Origin of the sequence: Flavobacterium flavigenum, from assembly GCF_027111255.2 — a bacterium.
In the GTDB taxonomy this organism is placed as follows: domain Bacteria; phylum Bacteroidota; class Bacteroidia; order Flavobacteriales; family Flavobacteriaceae; genus Flavobacterium; species Flavobacterium flavigenum.
Map to the genome: position 1 here is coordinate 569,680 of NZ_CP114285.2, position 19,882 is coordinate 589,561.

Below are 19,882 nucleotides of genomic sequence, written 5' to 3' on the forward strand. Positions count from 1 at the left end.
TTTTTTTTTAGATGTTAAAACATATTCGATTTTTCTGCACTATTTACTTCTACCGTTTTTTTACTACTTTCTAAAAGCATATTTTCTTTAGTGCTAAAAATTGTAACTTCATCGGCATAATGTGTTGATTCTATTGAGCTTCTAATATGTGTTTTTTCTATGATTTCAGTTTTGTTATTTGCACTTTCGGTTATATCTCCAGCTGCATTTTGTGTAAGGTCGTGTCCCGCCGTTTGAATTATATCTTTACTTGCATCAACTTCAACATTCTCCCCTGCACTAACAGAAACATTTTTACCTGCCGTAATACTAACACTCTCCCCGGCATTGATAGTAAAATTCTTCGGCGCATTCACATCAATATTTCCCTGACCATCCATTTTCCAGATATTACCGCTCGGATCTTCAATCAAGATACTTCCCTCAGCATCGTTTAGAACTATTTTTGTCCCGGAACGGGTATGAATAGCCTTTACATTATTTTGACCGTCGGCATAACCGCTTGTAGCATTTCCATTATACTGTGTTCCCAAAACATAGGGATTCTGTGCATTGTCCCCTTCAAAGCCTACCAAAACCTCTTCATCGATTTCGGGAATAAAATAAAAGCCTTTTCCGCTTCCTGAGTGCGGCTGAATCATTCGTAGCCACTCACTGGAATTGTTTCCGCCTGCCCAGTTGAATTGTACTTTTACGCGTCCCAATCCTTCCGGGTCGTTGTTGTCTTTTACTTTCGCTGGCTGTGTTTCGGCTTTCACAAATACATGTACGTCTGTATAATGAGGGGCTGCAACATCTGCCGGAATGGCCTTGAAATTACAGGAATAGTTTCCATGGACCTGAGAAACATGTGTTACTTCTGTCACAATCAGTTCGTGTTCTACAGTCTGGTTTATGATACTAAAAACCTGTCCAAGTCCTAACGGAAAATAAGATATTCCGCTATAATAAACACTATTGGCGTCGCTGCCTGCAGTCTGCAGTCTGACCATTTCCTGGATTTCTTCGCTGCTTTGGGCATTGGTGGTGTAAGCTCCATGATTCAAATCGTTTTGGGCAACGGTTCCCTGGTTATGTCCCACTACAGCAGAAAAACTGTCTTTGCTTCCTGATGAAGTTCTGGCTGAGGCATTACGAATGTTGGATGCCCCATTGTAATCATACCCTCCCAAAGAAATTTTATGGGAAGCCATGTTGGTCTGGATTTTAAAACCATGAAGCGAAGACCCGTTGATGAGTTTTATTTTGCTGGTTTTGGTTTGTCCGAACTGCATCCGCATTCCATCAAAATAGAACCACTGCCCGTATCGGCTGGCCAATCGTTTCAAGAAATCAAAATTGGTCTCATTGTACTGGGCCAGGTATTTGAATTCCTGAAGGTAAGTCGATTTTATAGCATCCCTTTCATAGAATTCTCCCGGTCCTTCTGCTAAAATATCGAGCACGATATCATTCATGCCTCTTTGCTGATAGGTTCTTGACTTTTTCATATCGTCCAGCACAATAGTGTGGCTGATGCCTTTGACATGCAATCCTTCGGCACTGCCGTGAAGGTCTATTGATGAAAGCTCGGTAATGATTCCTTTGCTCATCAACCTTATTCCGGTAAGGCTTTTAAAGGTAAAGATAACTTCATCGCCAAGATAGGTTCGCAATGCCTTTGCCTGGTCTGCGGGGTTTATGATCGCCTTGCCTGTGTATTGCCATACAAAAGAAAAATGATGGTGATCGGCCATCTTTTGTGACAGTTCTAAATTATGATAAACGACGTTTTGGGTAAAACTCCCTATGCTGATATGTACCTGTTCTGAAAAATGTCCCATAAATTATTTGCTGATATTTTAAGTAAGAATTTATTTTCAAAAATAGAGTTTAAAATTAAATATGCAAATAAATTCTGATACTGTTTTTCAAATAAAGATGTTTCGATTTTTTATAGATAATTCTTAACATAAGTGCAAAAAAAAAAGTTGCCAGAACAAAAATCCTGACAACCTCTATTTACTTATACTTTTTATTACAACGATCGAATAATACCTTCTTCAAGCCCTCTCAACTCGGCTAAACCTCTTAATCTTCCAATTGCAGAATAACCGGGATTGTTTACTTTTCCTAGATCATCTAACATTTGATGTCCGTGATCAGGTCTAAAAGGAATGGAAAGATTATTGTTTTTTTGTATCAACAATAATTCTTTTACTACAGCATACATATCGACATTTCCGTCTAAATGATCTGCTTCGAAAAAATTACCTTCTTCGTCCCTGCGTACATTTCGCAAGTGAATAAAGTGTATTTTATCACCTAAAGCTTTTGCTATTTCCGGTAAATTATTTTTTTCTGAAGCTCCAAGAGAACCGGTACAAAAACAGATTCCGTTTGACTTATAAGGCGCCTTAGAAAGAATAAAATCATAATCTTCCATTGAATTTACAATACGAGGCAATCCTAAAATATCAAAAGGAGGATCATCCGGATGAATGGCTAATTTTACTCCAACTTCATCTGCAACCGGACAAATTTCATTTAAAAAATAACTTAGATTTTCTCTTAAAGCTGCTCTGTCAATATTTTTATACGGCTTTAGTTTTGCCTGCATATCGGCAACAGTCATCTTTTTTTCCCCAGGAATCCCGAACATTACAACATCTGATAATGCCTGTAATTGCTCTTCGTTTAGCGTATTAAAGCGTTCTTTTGCTTTAGCTGCAATACTTTCAGGAAAACTGCTTTCTGCATTCTCTCTTTTCAAGATATAAATATCAAAAATAGCAAGGTCCACCCAGTTAAAATACAAAGCTTCTGAACCGTCTGGCATTTTGTAATCCAACTGCGTTCTGGTCCAGTCGTTAACGGGCATGAAATTATACGTGATAATTTTGATTCCGCAAGCCGCTACGTTACGAATACTCTCTTTATATTTATCAATATATAGCTGGTAATCCCCGGTTTTTGTTTTGATGTCTTCGTGAACTGTTATACTTTCCACAACATCCCATGTCAGACCGTATGCTTCAACTTCTGCTTTTCTTTTATTGATTTCATCAATTGTCCACACATCTCCATGAGGAACATGGTGTAAAGCTGTTACAATTCCGGTAGAACCGGTTTGTTTTATATGCTGTAAACTTACGGGATCATTCGGACCGAACCATCTCCAGGTTTGTATCATTCTGTTCATACTTTCTTTCTTAAAAATTATACACCACTAAAAATTGTAAAACCACCATCTATAGTTACTTTTGAACCGGTAGCAAATTTTGAAGCATCACTTAGCAACCAAATTAAAGCTCCAATTAATTCGTCCGGATTTCCAAAACGTTTGTAAGGTGTATTTGCTATGATTAAATTGCCTCTCTCTGTTAGACTTCCGTCAGGATTAGTCAATAACGTACGGTTTTGCTCTGTTAAGAAAAACCCTGGAACGATAGAATTCATTCTGATTTTATCTCCATATCTTTTTGCCATTTCAACAGAAAACCATTTGGTGTAAGAATCAATAGCTGATTTAGCCAGACTGTATCCCAAAACTTTAGTTATAGCCTGTTCTGTTGCTACAGATGAAATATTAACGATGCTTCCAATACCCTCATTATTTTTGATCACTTCTCCAAAAACCTGAGTTGGCAAAAGTGTTCCGAATAAATTCAGGTTCATTACTTTTTGCAAAGCATCCATATTAAGTTTAAAAATATCCTGATCTGACTGAATTACAGCGTCCGGCATATTTCCGCCGGCAGCGTTTACCAAACCGTCAATTTTTCTGTATTTTGAAAGAACAAGGTCACGTGCTTTTACCAGATCACTTTCAATCGTTACATCTGCAATTAAAGCGATGGCTTGTCCACCGTTTTTAACGATTAATTCAGCTCTTTCATTGGCTACTTTTTCGTTTCTTCCCAAAACACCAACAATACCACCTGCTGCAGCTATACCGTTAACAAAGGCTTCACCTAGAACTCCGGTTGCACCAGTAACAATGATTACTTTTCCTTCTAATGTAAAATCTGTTTTCAATTTTTTTAGTTTTTTAGTTTCAATCCAGCAAAAATACAATTAATCCTCTTGCGCCGTGTGCGCCCAACACTAAAGATTGTTCAATATCTGCTGTTTTTGAAGGTCCTGCAATAAAAGTCCCGAAACCGTACTCCATATTACCAATTCTTTCATAAGCCTGATGCATCATTGGTAATATGTCAACTTTATTAACAACAATTGCTAAATATTGTGCAATAAAAGGAGCAACGCGCTGTCCTAATAAATCATCTGTAACCCAGAGTGCACTATTTTCGGCAACACCAAAATGAGCTTTCACAATCGCTAATTCAACATTCTGCAGGGTATGAGGATCATCATTTTTCCAATCCAGCGATGCTACTTCGGCTAGTTCGGGAATGGTTGTAATTATTCTTCTGTCAAGTGCATAATTCTGTCTGATAAAATCTAAAATTTCACTGTAATTAGTCACTTCAACACTATCTCCTCCAATGTTTTTTAAAACTGTTTTATAAGTTTCCAAAACATTCGGCATTTCTGATCCCAAAATGTCTAAATCAGGTAAATCAGTCACTAAATCAGGCTGATTTTGTTTTATTTTCTTTAATATCTCAGCTTTACTGCTCATTGTCTTTCGCTTTAGATTCACGTGAATTTTTCTTGTACCATTCTCTGAAAGACTCTTCAGGAACATCTGGCATTTCACGCTGATCATACCATTTGTTCATCTTATTGTTTACTGCCGCTGGAATATTCTTCATCATGAATCTTCCTGATTTGCCTGCAATATTGAATATCGTTGGATTTGCCAAAACAGTTGCCATAGTCTTCATCGCTATTGTTTTTGCAGTTGGTGTATGGCCTTCTTTAACCAATACCTGACGCCATTTGTACAATTGATCGTGAATGTCAATTTTCACAGGACACACATTCGTACAGGAACCACAAAGCGTACTCGCAAAAGGTAAATCCGCATTTTTGCTCATATCTAAATTTGGTGCCAAAATAGAACCAATTGGTCCGGCTACTGCATTATGATAACTGTGTCCTCCGCTTCGTCTGTAAACAGGACAGGTATTCATACAGGCACCACAGCGAATACATTTTAAGGAGTTTCTAAATTCTTCTCTTCCTAATTGTTTGCTTCTTCCGTTATCCACAATAACGATATGCATCTCCTGTCCTTCTCTTGGTTTTTTGAAATGGCTTGAAAAAGTAGTAATTGGCTGTCCGGTAGCACTTCTGGCCAATAATCTAAGAAAAACTCCCAGATGTTTACGTTGTGGAATCAGTTTTTCGAATCCCATACAGGCAATATGCACGTCTGCTAAATGTGCTCCCATATCTGCATTTCCTTCATTCGTACATACTACAAATTCCCCGGTTTCTGCTACAGCAAAATTAACCCCGGTCAATGCTACTTTTCGGGTCAAGAAAGTATTTCTTAAACTTTGACGAGCCGATTCGGTTAAATATTGAGGATTAAAATTTCCTTTTTCAGTACCCAGATGTTCGTGGAAAGTTTCACTTACATCTTCTTTTTTAAGGTGTATAGCAGGTAAAACGATATGACTTGGGGGTTCTTTACGAAGCTGAACAATGTATTCCCCTAAATCAGAATCGATAACTTCAATTCCTTTTTCTGCCAGATAATCGTTTAAATGGCATTCTTCAGTAAGCATTGATTTGGATTTTACCATTTGCTTTACATCATGTTTTGCCATTATCGAATGTACGATTTCATTATGCTCTTTTGCATCGGCTGCCCAATGCACCGTTATTCCGTTTTTTTGAGCATTTTCTTCAAATTCAATCAAATAATCATGAATATTTGAGAGTACATTATGCTTAATTTGTGAAGCCGTTTCCCTTAGCAGTTCCCAATCCGGAATCTGGTGTGCGGCCTTGTCACGTTTTTCACGAACAAACCAAAGTGTTTCATCATGCCAGTTTACACGCTCCACATCTTTGTTAAAACGTGTCGCTGCTTCGCTATGTGGTATTGTTTTTTCTGAAGACATTTTAAATGATTTTGGAAGAATTAAATTTAGTAATTGATATCAGTTATGAAGTAATTAGTTTCAAAAAAGACTATCGACTGATTATTTTAAATTCTAAATCTTAATTTCTGATGAGTTTAATATCTCAGCAATATGAATAGTCTTTATAGGGCTTTTTTGCCTTTTCAGAATCCCTTCCAAATGCATCAGGCAGGACATATCTCCTCCTGTAATATAATCTACATCATGTTTTTCATGATCTTTGATTCTGTCCTGCCCCATTTTTACAGAAACCGCTTCTTCTGTTACGCAAAAAGTACCGCCAAAACCACAGCATTCGTCTTTTCTGCTTAATGAAACCAAATCAAGACCTTTTATATTACGAAGTAATTGTTCCGGTTTAGAGAAATGAGGCGAGTTCAATTCTGTCATCTGCGAAAGCTTTAGTCCACGTTGTCCATGGCAGCTTTGGTGCATTCCTACTTTATGCGGAAAATTCCCTTCGATGTGATCGACCTTAAGTACATCAGTAATAAATTCTGTTAATTCAAAAACTTTTTTGCGTATTTCTGCTGCCAGTTCTTCCTGTTTTTCATCATGCAAATGATCTTTTACATGTAAAACACAGCTTCCTGAAGGACAAACTATATAATCAAATTCTGAAAAATTGGCTATAAAGTTAGCATCACAGCCCTTGGTTAAATGTGCATAACCACTGTTTGCCATGGGCTGCCCACAGCAGGTTTGTTTCATTGGAAAATGAACATCACAACCTAATTTTAATAATAATTCATAGGTTGCTATACCTACTTTTGGATAAAATTGGTCGACGTAGCATGGTATAAAAAGTCCAATTTTCATATTCTGGGTAATTATTTTTTATTTTTTCACGCAGATTTTATTCTCATTTTTGTCATCCTGACGAAGGAAGGATCTTCTCAAGAAACTCCGCAAAGAAAATCACCAATCTTTGTAGAGTTTCTTACGAAGATTCCTCGTGCCTCGGAATGACAAACTACGCTCAAGACAGAACTAAATCTGCGTGAAACAAGAATCTTTTTAAATCCTTTAATCTTTGGTGCTAATTTAGTGCTTATAAAACTTCAAATCAATTAAATCATTTTGTATAGGCTTAGGATTCCAGTTTTGATGAATCGCCAATGCTGCTCCCAAGGCACTTGCCTGAGCCATTGAAGCCGCATAAACTTCTACATCTGGGAAAGCTTCTGCTAGTAAATTCATGAAAATTGAATTTTTACTAAATCCACCATCCACGAAAATTTTCTTTACCGGGCTGTTATGAATTACTAAATTAGTTGAAAAAACTTGTTGTTCAACAAGATCCAGCATTAATTGATGATATGCGATTTCGTATGTTTTGAAAACAGAAAGGTCTCTCTTTTGAAATGGGCATTCTTTCAGAATATCAAAATCATATTTTTTAGGATAAACGATTTGAAAATTTACCGCTCTTAAATTCGATACAATTTTTTTATCAAAATAGACATTTTTAAAAGTATCAAACGGTACTTTAAAATGTTCCGCCAGTCTTTTTGCCTGAACTTCATGTTCGTTACCAGAAAACAAACGTGCTGCTTTTACTGGTTTTTCAGTGTATTGCATGTAACACAAACAATCATTTTCAAGTTCTTCAAACGTTAATGGCTTATTGTTAAAAGGATTCAGGGAAATACTCCAGGTTCCGGTTGACAATAAAACGAAAGGTTCTGTGAAGTTTATCGTGTACGGAATAATGGCTGATGAACTATCATGCAAACCAATTCCGACAGCCAGATCATTTTCTTTTTTTATCACATCTTTTCCTGGATGTATTGGTGGGAGTTTATCTTTAATACCTTCATTTTTCATCCATTTGTGATATTTCATCTTTTTGAAATTCCAAAGATTTGTATGACATCCAATGCTGGTAATATCGGTATAAGCTTCACCAGTTAAAAGAAAACTTAAATATTGCGGTAGATGCAGGCAATATTTTACTTTCTCAAATAATTCCGGATTTTCTTCTTTTAATCTGTAAATCTGCATTCCTGAATTCAGACTTCCTAAAACAGGAGAAGCTGTTTTTACTGCAAAAACTTCTTCTCCTTTGTATTTTTTGTAAAAACCGTTTTTCAGTTCTTCCGGATAATCTTTCAAATAATTGTATAAAGGCGTCAAAGAGTTGCCATCTTCATCAATATAAACAAAACTAGCTCCGTAAGTACTGAAATTTATAGCTTTCAGAACATAGCTATTCAGTTCTTTTATTTCTGATAATCGTTCGAGAATCCAGTTTTTTAATACTTCAATATCTTCGCAGGGAAAACCGTCTTCATCAACCGTTTCGTCCAGATTTACTGATTTTTCCCAAACGATTTTATAATTTTCATCAAATAAAAATACTTTTTTGTTGGTTTTACCAATATCAAAAATTGCAACTACGTTCATTTCTTTAATTGTAAATTGTGAATTATAAATTATAAATTTTGAATTACAGAATTATGAGTTTAGTAAAATCTTTTTAGCTTACAACTCATAATTCATAACTTATAATTACAATCCTGTGGCCATCGTTTTTAATCCTCTTTCGCCAATTAGATTTCCTCTAACATCAAGGCTTCGGTATAATTCAACCGGGTTTAACGCTGCGCCTGAACGTAAACGAGCTTCAGCAACCAAAGCGCGAACATCGGTACGGAAAGCATTTTGAAGAATTTCCTGTGCTTTTACCACATCATTTTCTTCCTGCGCAATTTCTAACGCTTTTCTGTCAACTGAAAGTGCCTGAGCATAAGCAATCATAATCGCTTCAACAGATTGCAATAGATCTTCCAAAGGATCTTTTACGTTGTGTGAGGCATCAATCATCCATCCTAAATCTTTGGCGTGATTCATTCCTCGGGCATCCATTCCTTCAACCAATTCATTGAAAATCAAGAATAACTGGTATGGTTTTAAAGCTCCTGCAGTTAAATCGTCATCCCCGTATTTTGAATCATTAAAGTGGAAACCTCCTAATTTATTATCCATCAATAAAATAGAAACAATCTGCTCAATATTTGCGTTTGGTAAATGGTGGCCTAAATCAACAAGCGTTTTTGCTTTGTCTCCTAATTTCTGAACGTATGAATAAGACTGTCCCCAATCTGCAACTGTTGTAGAGTAAAAGTTTGGTTCAGCACATTTGTATTCTAAAAACAATTTCCAGTCTGAAGGTAATGCATCGTAGATTTCTTCTAAACTTTCCAGTGTATTTTGGTATGCTTTACGAAAGTTCAATTGTCCCGGGAAGTTAGAACCATCCGCTAACCAAACAGTCAATGAGTCAGATCCTAATTCAATTCCGTGTTTAATAACTTCAATATTGTGAGCAATCGCCTGTTTACGAACTGCTTTGTTTACGTTTTGTAAAGAACCGTATTTATAAGTATGTTCTGCATTTGCCTGATCCTGGAAAGTATTTGAGTTCATGGCATCAAATTTCAATCCGTGTTGTCCGGCAAGCGTTTTGATTGCATTATAGTCCGTTGGAATGTCCCATGGAATATGCAAAGAAATAGCACCCGAAGCATTATTTAATTTATGAAGTAAACCTACATCTTCGATTTTTTCTTCTAATGAACGAGGTTCCCCACCACCTGCAAAACGTCCAAATCTTGTTCCCCCTGTTCCTAAAGCCCAAGATGGGATTGCAATTTGAAAATCGATTAATTTTTGAATAATAGCTTCACTTTCTGCAATTTCAGAAGCTGTAAAAATTAATTTATTCTGATGTTTTTTTAATAAATCATCATTATGAGAAGTGATAGTGTTTGATTGAATTAACATACTTATTTATTTTTAAATAGGGTTTACAATATAAGGCTATTTCTATAAACCAAACCCTTGTTATACGTTACTTTTTTGTGTTTTTTTGTTGTTCTTACCGTGTTTAGGAAATTTATTTATAAAATACAATTGTCATAAAAAATCTAACGTCCGACAGAATCGAACGTTAGAAAACAAAAACCACTTTGTTAAATAAACTTAAAAAAAACTAAACAACTTATCGGTAAAAGCCCATTGTTACTCCGCCGTCTACATTCAGGGCATTTCCTGTTGATTTATTCAACAGACCTCCTACGAATGCGAAACATGCGTTTGCAATATCATCAGGCAATATAATTTCATTTAATAAGGTACGTTTCGCATAATAAGCAGGCAATTCTTCAACGGTAATTCCGTAAGCTTTTGCACGCCCTTCAGCCCATCCGCCAGACCAGATATTTGAATCTGAAATTACAGCATCAGGATTAACTGTATTTACACGAATTTTGTCAGCACCTAGTTCTGCAGCCATCAAACGTGTTAAATGTGCCTGAGCTGCTTTTGCAGAACCGTAACCAGGATTGTTTGGACCTGCTACTACTGCATTTTTAGAAACAATGTTTACGATGTCTCCACCAAAACCTTGTTTACGCATTACTTCGATTCCGGCTTTAGAAACAATAAATTGTCCTTTAACCAAAATGTCGTATAATCTGTCCCACTCTTCAAGAGTATGTTCTGCGATTGATTTTGAAATACTGATACCAGCGTTGTTGATGATAATATCAGCACCACCAAATGCAAGACAAGCAGCATCCAAAGCTTTTTCTGTACTTACTTCGTCAGTAACATTTAATAAAGTACTTGAAACAGCATCTTTACCAAATGTTTTGATAAACTCTGCTTTTGCACCTTCTAAACGCTCTTCGTTGATATCGTTGATTACTACACAAGCTCCTTCTTCAGCAAATCTTTTAGCGATAGCTTTACCAATTCCTCCTGCAGATCCCGTAACTAAAGCTACTCTTCCTGAAAGTGCTTTTGGTTTTGGCATGCGCTGTAATTTTGCTTCTTCTAACAACCAGTACTCAATATCAAAAGCTTCCTGATGTGGCAATGAAGTATATTCTGAAACTGCTTCTGCACCTTTCATTACATTTACTGCATTCACATAATATTCAGATGCTAAACGTGCCATCGTTTTATCTTTAGCAAACGTAAACATACCTACACCCGGATATAAAATTACAACTGGATTTGGATCACGCATTGCAGGCGAATTAGACTTTTTACAAGCATTGTAATAATCTTTGTACATTGCTCTATAAGCTTCAAACGCAGGAGTCAATTTTGTTTTTACTGCAGCTACATCAGATAAATCTTCGTTTGGATCTAATTCTAAAACCAAAGGACTGATTTTCGTACGTAAGAAGTGATCCGGGCAAGAAGTTCCAAGAGGAGCTAATTTTGACAAATCATTAGAGTTAATGAATTCCAAAACTCTGGCATCATCAGTATAATGACCAATCATCTGACGCTCTGAAGAACAGAAACCTCTTAAAATCGGAGCAACTTTTGCTGCTTTTAATTTACGGTCAGCCTCTGGAAGACTGTCAATTTTTTTACCTCCGAAAACCGGACGTTTTTTTCCGTAATTGCTTTCTAAATATTCAGCACACTTTTCAATTACTTCAAGCGTGTTAATATAACTTTCGTAAGCAGTATCTCCCCAGGTAAACAAACCATGAGAACCTAACATGATACCACGTAATTTTTTTCCTTTTTTCTCAGCTTCTTCCAGACAGCTTCTTAACTGAAGCCCTAAATCGAAGCCCGGACGCTGCCATCCTACCCAACCGATTTCTCCGTCGAATAATTCTTCAGTGATTTTTGCTCCGTCTTTTGCTGCAGCAATAGCAATAGCAGCATCAGGATGCAAATGATCAATATGTTTGAACGGTAAGAAACCGTGTAAAGGTGTATCAATAGAAGGTGCTTTTGAAGCTAAGTCAAAAATACAGTGATTGAATAGCTCCACCATCTCATCTTCAAATTCAATTCCTCTGTATACATTTTCAAGATTGCGTAATCTGTCTAAATATAAAGCAGCACAACCTGATTTTGTCAACGTTCCGATATCTCCACCAGAACCTTTAATCCACATTACCTCTGAGCTTGCGCCTGTCAATGGGTCTTTATCTGTAATTTTAACTGAAGTGTTTCCTCCTCCATAATTAGTAAGTCTTAAATCTGCTCCTAATAAATTAGAGCGATAGATAAAAAGAGCTACTTCATCTCCTGCTAGTGCTGCAGCTTTAGCATCATCCCAAAGATAGCTTACATGCTGAAAAGTCATATTGTTTGTGTTTATATTTGACATTTTAATATATTAATTGATTATTATAAAGAGTTCCCGATTCCGACTACAACAATAGATAACATGATGAGTCCGATGCCCAACATAAAGGTGTTGAACGTTTTTTTAGTTACACCGGTCCATTCTTTCAGATAGAATCCCCAGAAGTTAGCGGTAAGTATGATAGTTGACATATGTAAAATCCATGAGCTGGCTCCATTTCCTAATTTACTTTCTCCCATTCCATAGAAGAAAAACTGAAGAAACCACATGGTACCTGCAATCGCAGAAAAAAGTATATTTTTTGAAATAGGTGTTTTAGTATCTGTGTAATTACTAAAAGTTTTATTTTTAAAATTAAGATAGATACACCATATAAAGTTTGTTGTTAGTCCGCCCCAAAGTATAACAATGTAACTCACATTATTTTGAAACAGGAATTCTCCCTGATTTGGATGCATTACTTTCCATGCTTCATTAGCCACATCAGCCATTGGTTTTGCTGCTTCAATTCCGAAATTAAAGAAAGAGCTTAAAATACCGGATACAATAGCAATGATTAAACCTTTTACTAAACTAAAATCCTTGTCTTTATCTTCGTGACCTGTTGCAAAATCTTTCTCTTTTAACATTCCTGCTTTTCCTAAAATGGCAATCCCAATGATACATATAAGTACACCAGCCAAAACCATTTGTCCACCTGAGTTAGCAAACATATCACTAATTGACTCTTTGCCTTCTACTGCATTGAAATTATAATATATTGGCGGAATCAAAGCACCAAAAGCAGAACAAAATCCTAAAGTGATTGAATTTCCTAATGACATCCCTAAATAGCGAACACCCAATCCGTAAGTCAATCCTCCAATTCCCCAAATCAGTCCCATTGTGTACGCTAACGCCTTAACTGATGGAGCAGCTGTAGTTATAATTTCAGTAAAATTCGGAATAGTCAAATAAGCAGCTATTGGCGGTACAATTAGCCATGAGAAAAAACCTCCTATTAACCAGTAACTTTCCCAGGCCCAGTCTTTAACTTTTTTAAAAGGCATATAAAAACTGCCTGAAGAAAATCCCCCAATGGAGTGAAAAATAATTCCGAGTAATGATTCCATTTAATTCTTTGTGGTTTAGTTGATAGTTATTGGTTCGGTAAAATAAGAGAATGTAAAAAAGAAAACTATCCTGTACTGTCCTTTCTCTAATTTATATTTATATTAAATCATAAATTATTGCGATAAGATTGGCTTTATTGCATTTTTTAAATTTAAAATTCATATTTTAGCGAACGCATGAATATTTAATATCTTTTAGTGCTTTTTAAAGAAAATTATTACATATTATGCAATTTATAATCCGGACTCTGACATAAAAGAGAAACTTTACTACACCAACCATGATTAAGCTAATTAAAATAGATGAAGATTCAAGAGTACCTAAGTATAAGCAAATTGTAGATTCTATACTGCAAAATATTGCTAATGGTAACCTGAAAATAAATCAAAAGATTCCGTCCATAAATAACTTCAGTGAAGAGTTTTATATGTCCAGGGATACCGTTGAGAAAGCTTATAATATTTTAAAAGAAAGGAAAATTATTTCTTCAATACGAGGAAAAGGATACTATATTACCAGAACAAAATTGGAATCTAAAGTCAATATTTTGTTTTTATTTAATAAACTGAGTGCTTATAAAATGAAAACCTACAGCTCTTTTATTAATACATTAGGAGCTAATGCGCATGTCGATTTGCATATCTACCATTGCGATGAAACTTTATTTTTAAATCTGCTCGATAAATTCGAAGGTGCATACGATTATTATGTTATTACAACACACTTTAAAACAGATGAACTAAAACATTTGAGTTTTACTGATGAAGTTGCAAAAGCAATCCAGAGAATACCACAGGATAAGCTTGTTATTATGGATAACATCAAAATTGGATTAGGAAGTGAAGTGATCAAAATCTATCAGGATTTTGAAAATGATATATATAATGCTCTAAAAGAAGGACTTACCAAAATCACCAAATATAAAAGACTAATTTTGGTCTATCCTGAGAAAGCTGTATATCCTTATCCAAGAAGAATTTTACATGGTTTTAGAAAATTTTGTGTTGAACATGAGATTAATTTTGAAATTCTAAGTGAAGTATACGACGATATGATCCTTAAAAAAGGAGATTTATTTATTACTATAGAAGAATCTGATCTTGTTAATTTAGTAAAGCAAATCAGGGATGAGGAATATGTATTAGGAAGCGATATAGGTGTTATATCCTACAATGATACTCCTTTAAAAGATTTACTAGGAATCACTGTCATGTCTACTGATTTTAATAAAATGGGGGAAATTGCTGCCAGAATGATTTTAAACAAAGAAAAAGGAGAAATTAAAGTGCCATTTAATTTTATTGACAGACATTCTATATGACTCTAAAATTTGGCTCTAAATATTAATTTTTTAAATCTTGTTTTTTTATTTAGAATAAATATAAATAATATTTATCTTTGCTCCGCTTTGAATCAATACCGCCTGGATAATAAAATAATCCGTACAGGAGCTACATTATAGATGAATATTAATACCAGTTTCGAATCCGATAAATTTAAATCTTTTAAAAAGGGAGAAGAAGCTGCGTTTAAATATTTCTATGATAAATACTTTCGTAGAATTACCTCTTTTAGTGTTCAGTTTATTTACGATCAGGATGAGGCAGAAAATCTTGCTCAGGAAGCTTTTATTAATTTATGGCAGAAAAGAAAGGAAATTGATTCTATAAACGGAATTCAGTCTTTTTTATATACCTATGCCAAATCGAAATGTCTGAACTTTATTCGTCATAATAAAGTTAAGGACAAATTCAAAAACGATTTATTAAATCATAAAGAAAGAGAACTGGACATTGAAGTCTTAAATTCGATTCAGTTTGATACTTTAGAATTAACTGAATTAGAACGGATAATTAATGAATCAATAAACGATTTACCTCCCAAAACCCGTGAAGTTTTTATCAAAAAACGTTTTGAGAATAAAAAAAACGCAGAAATCGCAGAAGAAATGAATGTGACTATAAAAGCTGTAGAAGCCCATATGACAAAGGCTTTGAAAATTTTGAAGACCAAATTATCTGATTATTTATTTATGATTTTTATTCTTATTTGTAATAATTAAAAATTAAACATAGGGTTTTTTATTTCTGAAGTGTACTTATCATAATAAGAAGTTTAAAATTCAAATTATGCCATCAGAAATAATTTATAAGTACTTATCTAATGAAGCCTCAGAACAGGAAATTCAAACTCTTTTTGAATGGATTGATGCTTCTGAAGAAAACAAAAAGCAGTTTATCACAATAAAGAAAACCTGGGCTCTTACTGCCCTTTCTGAAAATATTTCAGATGATACTGTTCCAGTAATTAAAATTAAACCAAAAAATAAGGCTGCTAAATATTTACAATATGCTGCAGCATTTTTAGTGCTGCTTGGTTTAGGCAAAATTGCTTTTAATTTTAGCCAAAAAACAAAAAATTCAAAAGAAATTGTTCTTGAATTAGGCAATGGCCAGACAGAATATATCACAAAAAAAAATCAGACCAATTTAGTAAATGATAAAGGCGAACTGATTGCCAGAAAACTTCCGGGTCAAATTGTATATTTCGGAAAAGCTAAAGATAATGATATTGTATACAATTCACTAAAAGTTCCTTATGGTAAAACATTTAAATTGATACTTTCAGACGGAACTACTGTAAGTTTGAATTCCGGAACCACTTTACGCTATCCTGAACAGTTTGGTATTAACGGGAAAAGAACTGTTTATCTAACAGGAGAAGCATTTTTTGAAGTAGCGAAAGACAAAGAGCATCCTTTTATAGTAAATGCCAATCAGGCAGCTATTGAAGTTCTGGGTACGAAATTTAATGTAAGTGCTTATCCTGAGAATCCGTCTGTAAATAGTGTTTTAGTTGAAGGAAGTATTCAGATGTATGAAACTGAAAATGCATCAAATGCTGTTTTACTGAAACCAAATCAGATGGCTACTTGGCAAAACAATTCGAGAAAAATTACCACAAAATCTGTTGATCCAACTTTTTACTCAGCCTGGACAAAGGGTGAACTTACATTTAATGATACTCCATTTTCGACCATCACTAAAATAATTCAGCGGACTTATGATGTTGAGATTATTAATAAAAATTCAGATTTAGCCAAACAGCATTTTACAGGAACTATCAAAATCAGGGAATCTAGTGTCGAAAATATTTTAGAACTCTTAAAACGTGATACCCCGTTTGACTATATTATCGAAGAAAATAAAATTACCATCACCAATATCCAATAAGCCAGCTGAACATGATATTTACGACTTTCTCTCAAAGGAAAATTCTATTTTTCTTTGCTCTCCTTTTATTCAGTTATCAGGGTTTTTCACAAAACAAATCAATTACCTTACATGCTAATAATGAACCTATAGGTTTGATTATCAAATCAATTGAAGAGCAAACCGATTTTAGGATTATCTACAATGCTAAAAAAATAGATACGGATCAAAAAGCCAGTATAAATGTCAATAATGCGTCTTTGGAAAGCGTTTTAACGAAATTATTTAAAGACAGAAATATTTCATTTTATATTCAGAAAAAACAGATTTTGTTAACATCTACAGTATCAGAAACACCGAAATCTAATGTTAAGGAAACCGAAAGATTTATAAGCGGAATCGTATTTGATTCCAAAACAAAATTACCGCTTCCCGGCGCTACTATCCGAATTAAAGGAACAGGAATGGGTGCTGTAACAGATTTTAATGGAAAATTTGTGTATGAGCTGAAAGGAAATGATATTTCTAATCTGGTACTTGAGGTGGGGTTTTTAGGAATGGAAACCCAATCGGAAAAGGCAGAAAACAAAAAACAGTTTTCATTTTATCTTCAGGAAACGACAGATGAATTAAATCCTGTTGTGATAACCTCTTCTTACGGAACACAGAAATTAAAGGAAGAAGTTGTGGGAAGCATTTCGACTTTACAGGCAAAAGATATTGCGGTTGAACAAGCTACCGAAACTATCGACAAAATGATTACTGGGCAAATAGCCGGTGTTTTAGTTGAAAACACAACCGGAGTTGGCGGACCTGTAAAAATAAACATTCGCGGACAAGGTACTTTATCTTCTTTGACAGGTGCTATTACCGGAACTTCATCACAACCTTTAATAATTGTTGACGGTGTTGTTATGAGCGAAGAATATGCTATTGATAGCAGTTTTTTTGACGGATCAGGAGATTCTGCAGAAAATTTAGCGAATCCTTTAATGAAAATTGCTCCTGAAAATATTGAAACTATTTCAGTTTTAAAGGATGCTGCGGCAGTGGGTATTTATGGCGCCGATGGAGCAAACGGGGTTATTTTGATCACAACAAAAAAAGGAAAAAAGGGAAAAACACAATTTGGATTTTCAAACCAACTTGGAATTTCTTCTGCTATAAACCGAATTAAATATTTAAGTGGAGAGCAATATACCGAGCTTAGAAATGAGTTTGAGAAAAATACAAGGTCTGAAGGTTATACTCCTATAGCCTATAATGGTGTAAACACTGATTGGTTTGAATTATTAAACCGTACCGGGGTTTACAATAAATATAATTTTAATGTCTCCGGATCGACTTCAAAATTTTCATATCGCACCAATATAAGTTATTTAAAAATTGACGAACCCCAAATGGGAAACAGCACTGAGCAATTAAACGCCGGAATTAATTTAGGCTTTAATTCAGGCAAATGGAATGTAAATCTGATGCTTAATCCAAGTTATGTACAAAAAGATGCCCCAAATATATTTTATGGTTTTGCTTATTTGCCAACCAATGCACCATACAATGAAGATGGTTCTTTTGCTGGTTTAGGCGTTAGCGGTCAGACAAGAGGAAATCCTTTGGCAGCTATTGCTCAAAATACAAATATAACAAACACTTATGGAATTTTAGGAAGTTTAAATTTATCATATGAGCTTAATAAATCGGTAAAATTAGCTTCTCTCTTTGGTATGGATTATACTGATAAGGAACAAGATCGTTATTTTTCCGGAGAAAATGAAAGCGGACAGTTTAATGGATCATTTAATCTTAATGGTACTCTTTATCCTGCTTGGGGACGTCGTCTTATAAATCAAAGGAATTCGACTAAATGGAACTGGCAGGGACAGCTTTTGTTTAATAAGCAATTAGGCAAAAATCATAATGTTGATGGTGTTGCTGGTTTTGAGCTTTCTGAGGACAAAGGAAATTTTGATTATAAATCAGGAGTAGGATTTGTAAATCCAAATCAGATTAACAATGTCACTGATGCTATTAGGGATGATAATCCGGCAACCCCATTAGTAGATGAATCAACCAATGGTCAGACATACAGAAACGAGATTAGCTACAGTTCCAGAGTTTCATTACTATCTCAAATAAACTATAACTATAAAAAACGCTACTACGTTTTAGGAAATTTTCGCCGAGATCAAAGTTCTGTATTTGGTGATGATACTGATGTTGCTTACAATGGTGGAGCTGGTATCAGCTGGATTACCAGCAACGAAGATTTCCTAAATACAAATACGTGGATTGACTTCCTGAAATTTAAAGCCAGCTATGGTACTACCGGAAACTCAAGAATTGGTTCTTACCGTTCCAAAGGTTTGTATAATATTAGTCAAAACGGTTATAATGGTGCTATTGGAGCCACAACCGGAGAAGCACCAAACGGTGAATTGAGCTGGGAAAAAAATACAAAATTTAATGCCGGATTTGATTTTAATGTTTTCAACCGAATAGAATTGACAGTAGAATATTATTATGATAACAAAAGTGATCTGATTACCACGAGAGATATTCCAACAGAAACAGGTTACAATTCTCTCCAATTGAATGCTTCAAGTATGTATAATAAGGGTTTTGAACTTACTACAAGAATAAAATGGATAAAAAACGATGCCTTTAAGTGGACAACAGCTTTTAATATTTCTACTATACAAAGCAAAGTTACAGATTTAAAAGGTTTAGGAAGCGACTATTCTCAGGCAAATCTGGCTCTTGCTCAAAAAATAGGCTACAGCACTACTACAATCTGGGGTGTAAAGTGGGTTGGGGTTGATCCCGCTACTGGACGAAATTTAGTAGAGAAAAACGGTAAAATATACGATACTAAAACTTATAATGACCTGTATACCATTGCAGACTGGGAACCCATTGGCGATAAACAGGCAGATGCTTACGGAGGTTTTTACAATAATCTGACTTTCTATAATAATCTGACTTTATCAATTAGAGGGGATTTTCAGATTGGGGGAGAATTTTTAGCCTCAAATCTGCTTATCGATCAATACAATAATACATCAAACAGAAATTTATCTGTAAATGCTTATGACTATTGGAGAGCTCCAGGAGATAACGCTTCGCAGCCAGCAGCCACCAGTGCTCCGATTTTGCCAAACTTAACCAAATATCTTTATGACGCTACTTATGTCAGAATCAGTAACATCAATTTGACTTATAATATTCCTTTGAAAAATACTTTTTTAAGTTCACTTTCTGTATTTACCGATGCCTCTAATGTGGCATACTGGTACAAAGAAAAAAGTCCAAAAGGGATGAATGGAGTAAGAGAATATAGTTACATCTATCCGCAAGCCAGAACCATCTCACTAGGAGTTAATGCTAAATTTTAAAAA

The 19,882-nt window shown here is 34.9% G+C and carries 14 protein-coding genes; 4 read left to right on the forward strand and 10 right to left on the reverse strand.

The window, feature by feature from the left end:
• Positions 1–14: 14 nt before the first annotated feature.
• The 10 genes from OZP09_RS02045 to rhaT all read right to left on the reverse strand — a co-directional run bounded on the left by OZP09_RS02045 (position 15) and on the right by rhaT (position 13,274).
• The gene (locus tag OZP09_RS02045) at positions 15–1,823 is read right to left on the reverse strand and encodes a type VI secretion system Vgr family protein (protein ID WP_281310198.1); all 1,809 of its coding nucleotides are present in this window, start codon (positions 1,821–1,823) and stop codon (positions 15–17) included.
• Positions 1,824–2,017: 194 nt separating this feature from the next.
• Positions 2,018–3,172 (reverse strand): mannonate dehydratase, encoded by a 1,155-nt coding sequence (uxuA, locus tag OZP09_RS02050; protein ID WP_281310776.1) that lies wholly within the window; start codon positions 3,170–3,172, stop codon positions 2,018–2,020.
• A 26-nt stretch (positions 3,173–3,198) separates the two neighbouring features.
• A complete protein-coding gene (locus tag OZP09_RS02055) occupies positions 3,199–4,017 on the reverse strand; it encodes an SDR family oxidoreductase (RefSeq protein ID WP_269236282.1) in 819 nt (272 codons plus the stop codon).
• Positions 4,018–4,036: 19 nt separating this feature from the next.
• Complete coding sequence (locus tag OZP09_RS02060; protein ID WP_349293620.1) at positions 4,037–4,711, reverse strand: LutC/YkgG family protein; 675 nt, start codon at positions 4,709–4,711, stop codon at positions 4,037–4,039.
• The gene (locus OZP09_RS02065; protein ID WP_281310199.1) at positions 4,614–6,017 is read right to left on the reverse strand and encodes a lactate utilization protein B; all 1,404 of its coding nucleotides are present in this window, start codon (positions 6,015–6,017) and stop codon (positions 4,614–4,616) included. The genes OZP09_RS02060 and OZP09_RS02065 overlap by 98 nt, the downstream gene beginning before the upstream one ends.
• Positions 6,018–6,110: 93 nt before the next feature.
• On the reverse strand, positions 6,111–6,857 hold the full coding sequence (locus OZP09_RS02070; RefSeq protein ID WP_269236284.1) for a (Fe-S)-binding protein: 747 nt from the start codon (positions 6,855–6,857) through the stop codon (positions 6,111–6,113).
• A gap of 225 nt (positions 6,858–7,082) precedes the next feature.
• Positions 7,083–8,444, reverse strand: a complete 1,362-nt coding sequence (locus tag OZP09_RS02075; protein ID WP_269236285.1) for an FGGY-family carbohydrate kinase — start codon at positions 8,442–8,444, stop codon at positions 7,083–7,085.
• A 105-nt stretch (positions 8,445–8,549) separates the two neighbouring features.
• On the reverse strand, positions 8,550–9,824 hold the full coding sequence (locus OZP09_RS02080; RefSeq protein WP_281310200.1) for a sugar isomerase: 1,275 nt from the start codon (positions 9,822–9,824) through the stop codon (positions 8,550–8,552).
• 217 nt (positions 9,825–10,041) lie between these two features.
• Positions 10,042–12,183: a bifunctional aldolase/short-chain dehydrogenase gene (locus tag OZP09_RS02085; RefSeq protein ID WP_269236286.1), complete on the reverse strand. Its 2,142-nt coding sequence runs from the start codon at positions 12,181–12,183 to the stop codon at positions 10,042–10,044.
• Positions 12,184–12,203: 20 nt separating this feature from the next.
• Positions 12,204–13,274: an L-rhamnose/proton symporter RhaT gene (rhaT, locus tag OZP09_RS02090; protein ID WP_269236287.1), complete on the reverse strand. Its 1,071-nt coding sequence runs from the start codon at positions 13,272–13,274 to the stop codon at positions 12,204–12,206.
• A gap of 281 nt (positions 13,275–13,555) precedes the next feature.
• Between rhaT and OZP09_RS02095 the strand changes: the two genes are divergently transcribed.
• From OZP09_RS02095 to OZP09_RS02110, 4 genes are all read left to right on the forward strand, one after another.
• Positions 13,556–14,596: a GntR family transcriptional regulator gene (locus OZP09_RS02095; RefSeq protein ID WP_269236288.1), complete on the forward strand. Its 1,041-nt coding sequence runs from the start codon at positions 13,556–13,558 to the stop codon at positions 14,594–14,596.
• Between the two features lie 141 nt (positions 14,597–14,737).
• Positions 14,738–15,337, forward strand: a complete 600-nt coding sequence (locus OZP09_RS02100; protein ID WP_269236289.1) for an RNA polymerase sigma-70 factor — start codon at positions 14,738–14,740, stop codon at positions 15,335–15,337.
• Positions 15,338–15,404: 67 nt separating this feature from the next.
• Positions 15,405–16,508, forward strand: a complete 1,104-nt coding sequence (locus OZP09_RS02105) for a FecR family protein (RefSeq protein WP_281310201.1) — start codon at positions 15,405–15,407, stop codon at positions 16,506–16,508.
• Between the two features lie 11 nt (positions 16,509–16,519).
• Complete coding sequence (locus tag OZP09_RS02110) at positions 16,520–19,879, forward strand: SusC/RagA family TonB-linked outer membrane protein (protein WP_281310202.1); 3,360 nt, start codon at positions 16,520–16,522, stop codon at positions 19,877–19,879.
• The last annotated feature ends 3 nt before the right edge of the window (positions 19,880–19,882 follow it).

Bases quoted from the DNA above. Each gene is read 5' to 3' on its own strand.
- OZP09_RS02045 (WP_281310198.1), bottom strand. From the start codon at position 1,823: ATGGGACATTTTTCAGAACAGGTACATATCAGCATAGGGAGTTTTACC.
- uxuA (WP_281310776.1), bottom strand. From the start codon at position 3,172: ATGATACAAACCTGGAGATGGTTCGGTCCGAATGATCCCGTAAGTTTA.
- OZP09_RS02060 (WP_349293620.1), bottom strand. From the start codon at position 4,711: ATGATCAGCGTGAAATGCCAGATGTTCCTGAAGAGTCTTTCAGAGAAT.
- OZP09_RS02065 (WP_281310199.1), bottom strand. From the start codon at position 6,017: ATGTCTTCAGAAAAAACAATACCACATAGCGAAGCAGCGACACGTTTT.
- OZP09_RS02070 (WP_269236284.1), bottom strand. From the start codon at position 6,857: ATGAAAATTGGACTTTTTATACCATGCTACGTCGACCAATTTTATCCA.
- OZP09_RS02075 (WP_269236285.1), bottom strand. From the start codon at position 8,444: ATGAACGTAGTTGCAATTTTTGATATTGGTAAAACCAACAAAAAAGTA.
- OZP09_RS02080 (WP_281310200.1), bottom strand. From the start codon at position 9,824: ATGTTAATTCAATCAAACACTATCACTTCTCATAATGATGATTTATTA.
- OZP09_RS02085 (WP_269236286.1), bottom strand. From the start codon at position 12,183: ATGTCAAATATAAACACAAACAATATGACTTTTCAGCATGTAAGCTAT.
- rhaT (WP_269236287.1), bottom strand. From the start codon at position 13,274: ATGGAATCATTACTCGGAATTATTTTTCACTCCATTGGGGGATTTTCT.
- OZP09_RS02095 (WP_269236288.1), top strand. From the start codon at position 13,556: ATGATTAAGCTAATTAAAATAGATGAAGATTCAAGAGTACCTAAGTAT.
- OZP09_RS02100 (WP_269236289.1), top strand. From the start codon at position 14,738: ATGAATATTAATACCAGTTTCGAATCCGATAAATTTAAATCTTTTAAA.
- OZP09_RS02105 (WP_281310201.1), top strand. From the start codon at position 15,405: ATGCCATCAGAAATAATTTATAAGTACTTATCTAATGAAGCCTCAGAA.
- OZP09_RS02110 (WP_281310202.1), top strand. From the start codon at position 16,520: ATGATATTTACGACTTTCTCTCAAAGGAAAATTCTATTTTTCTTTGCT.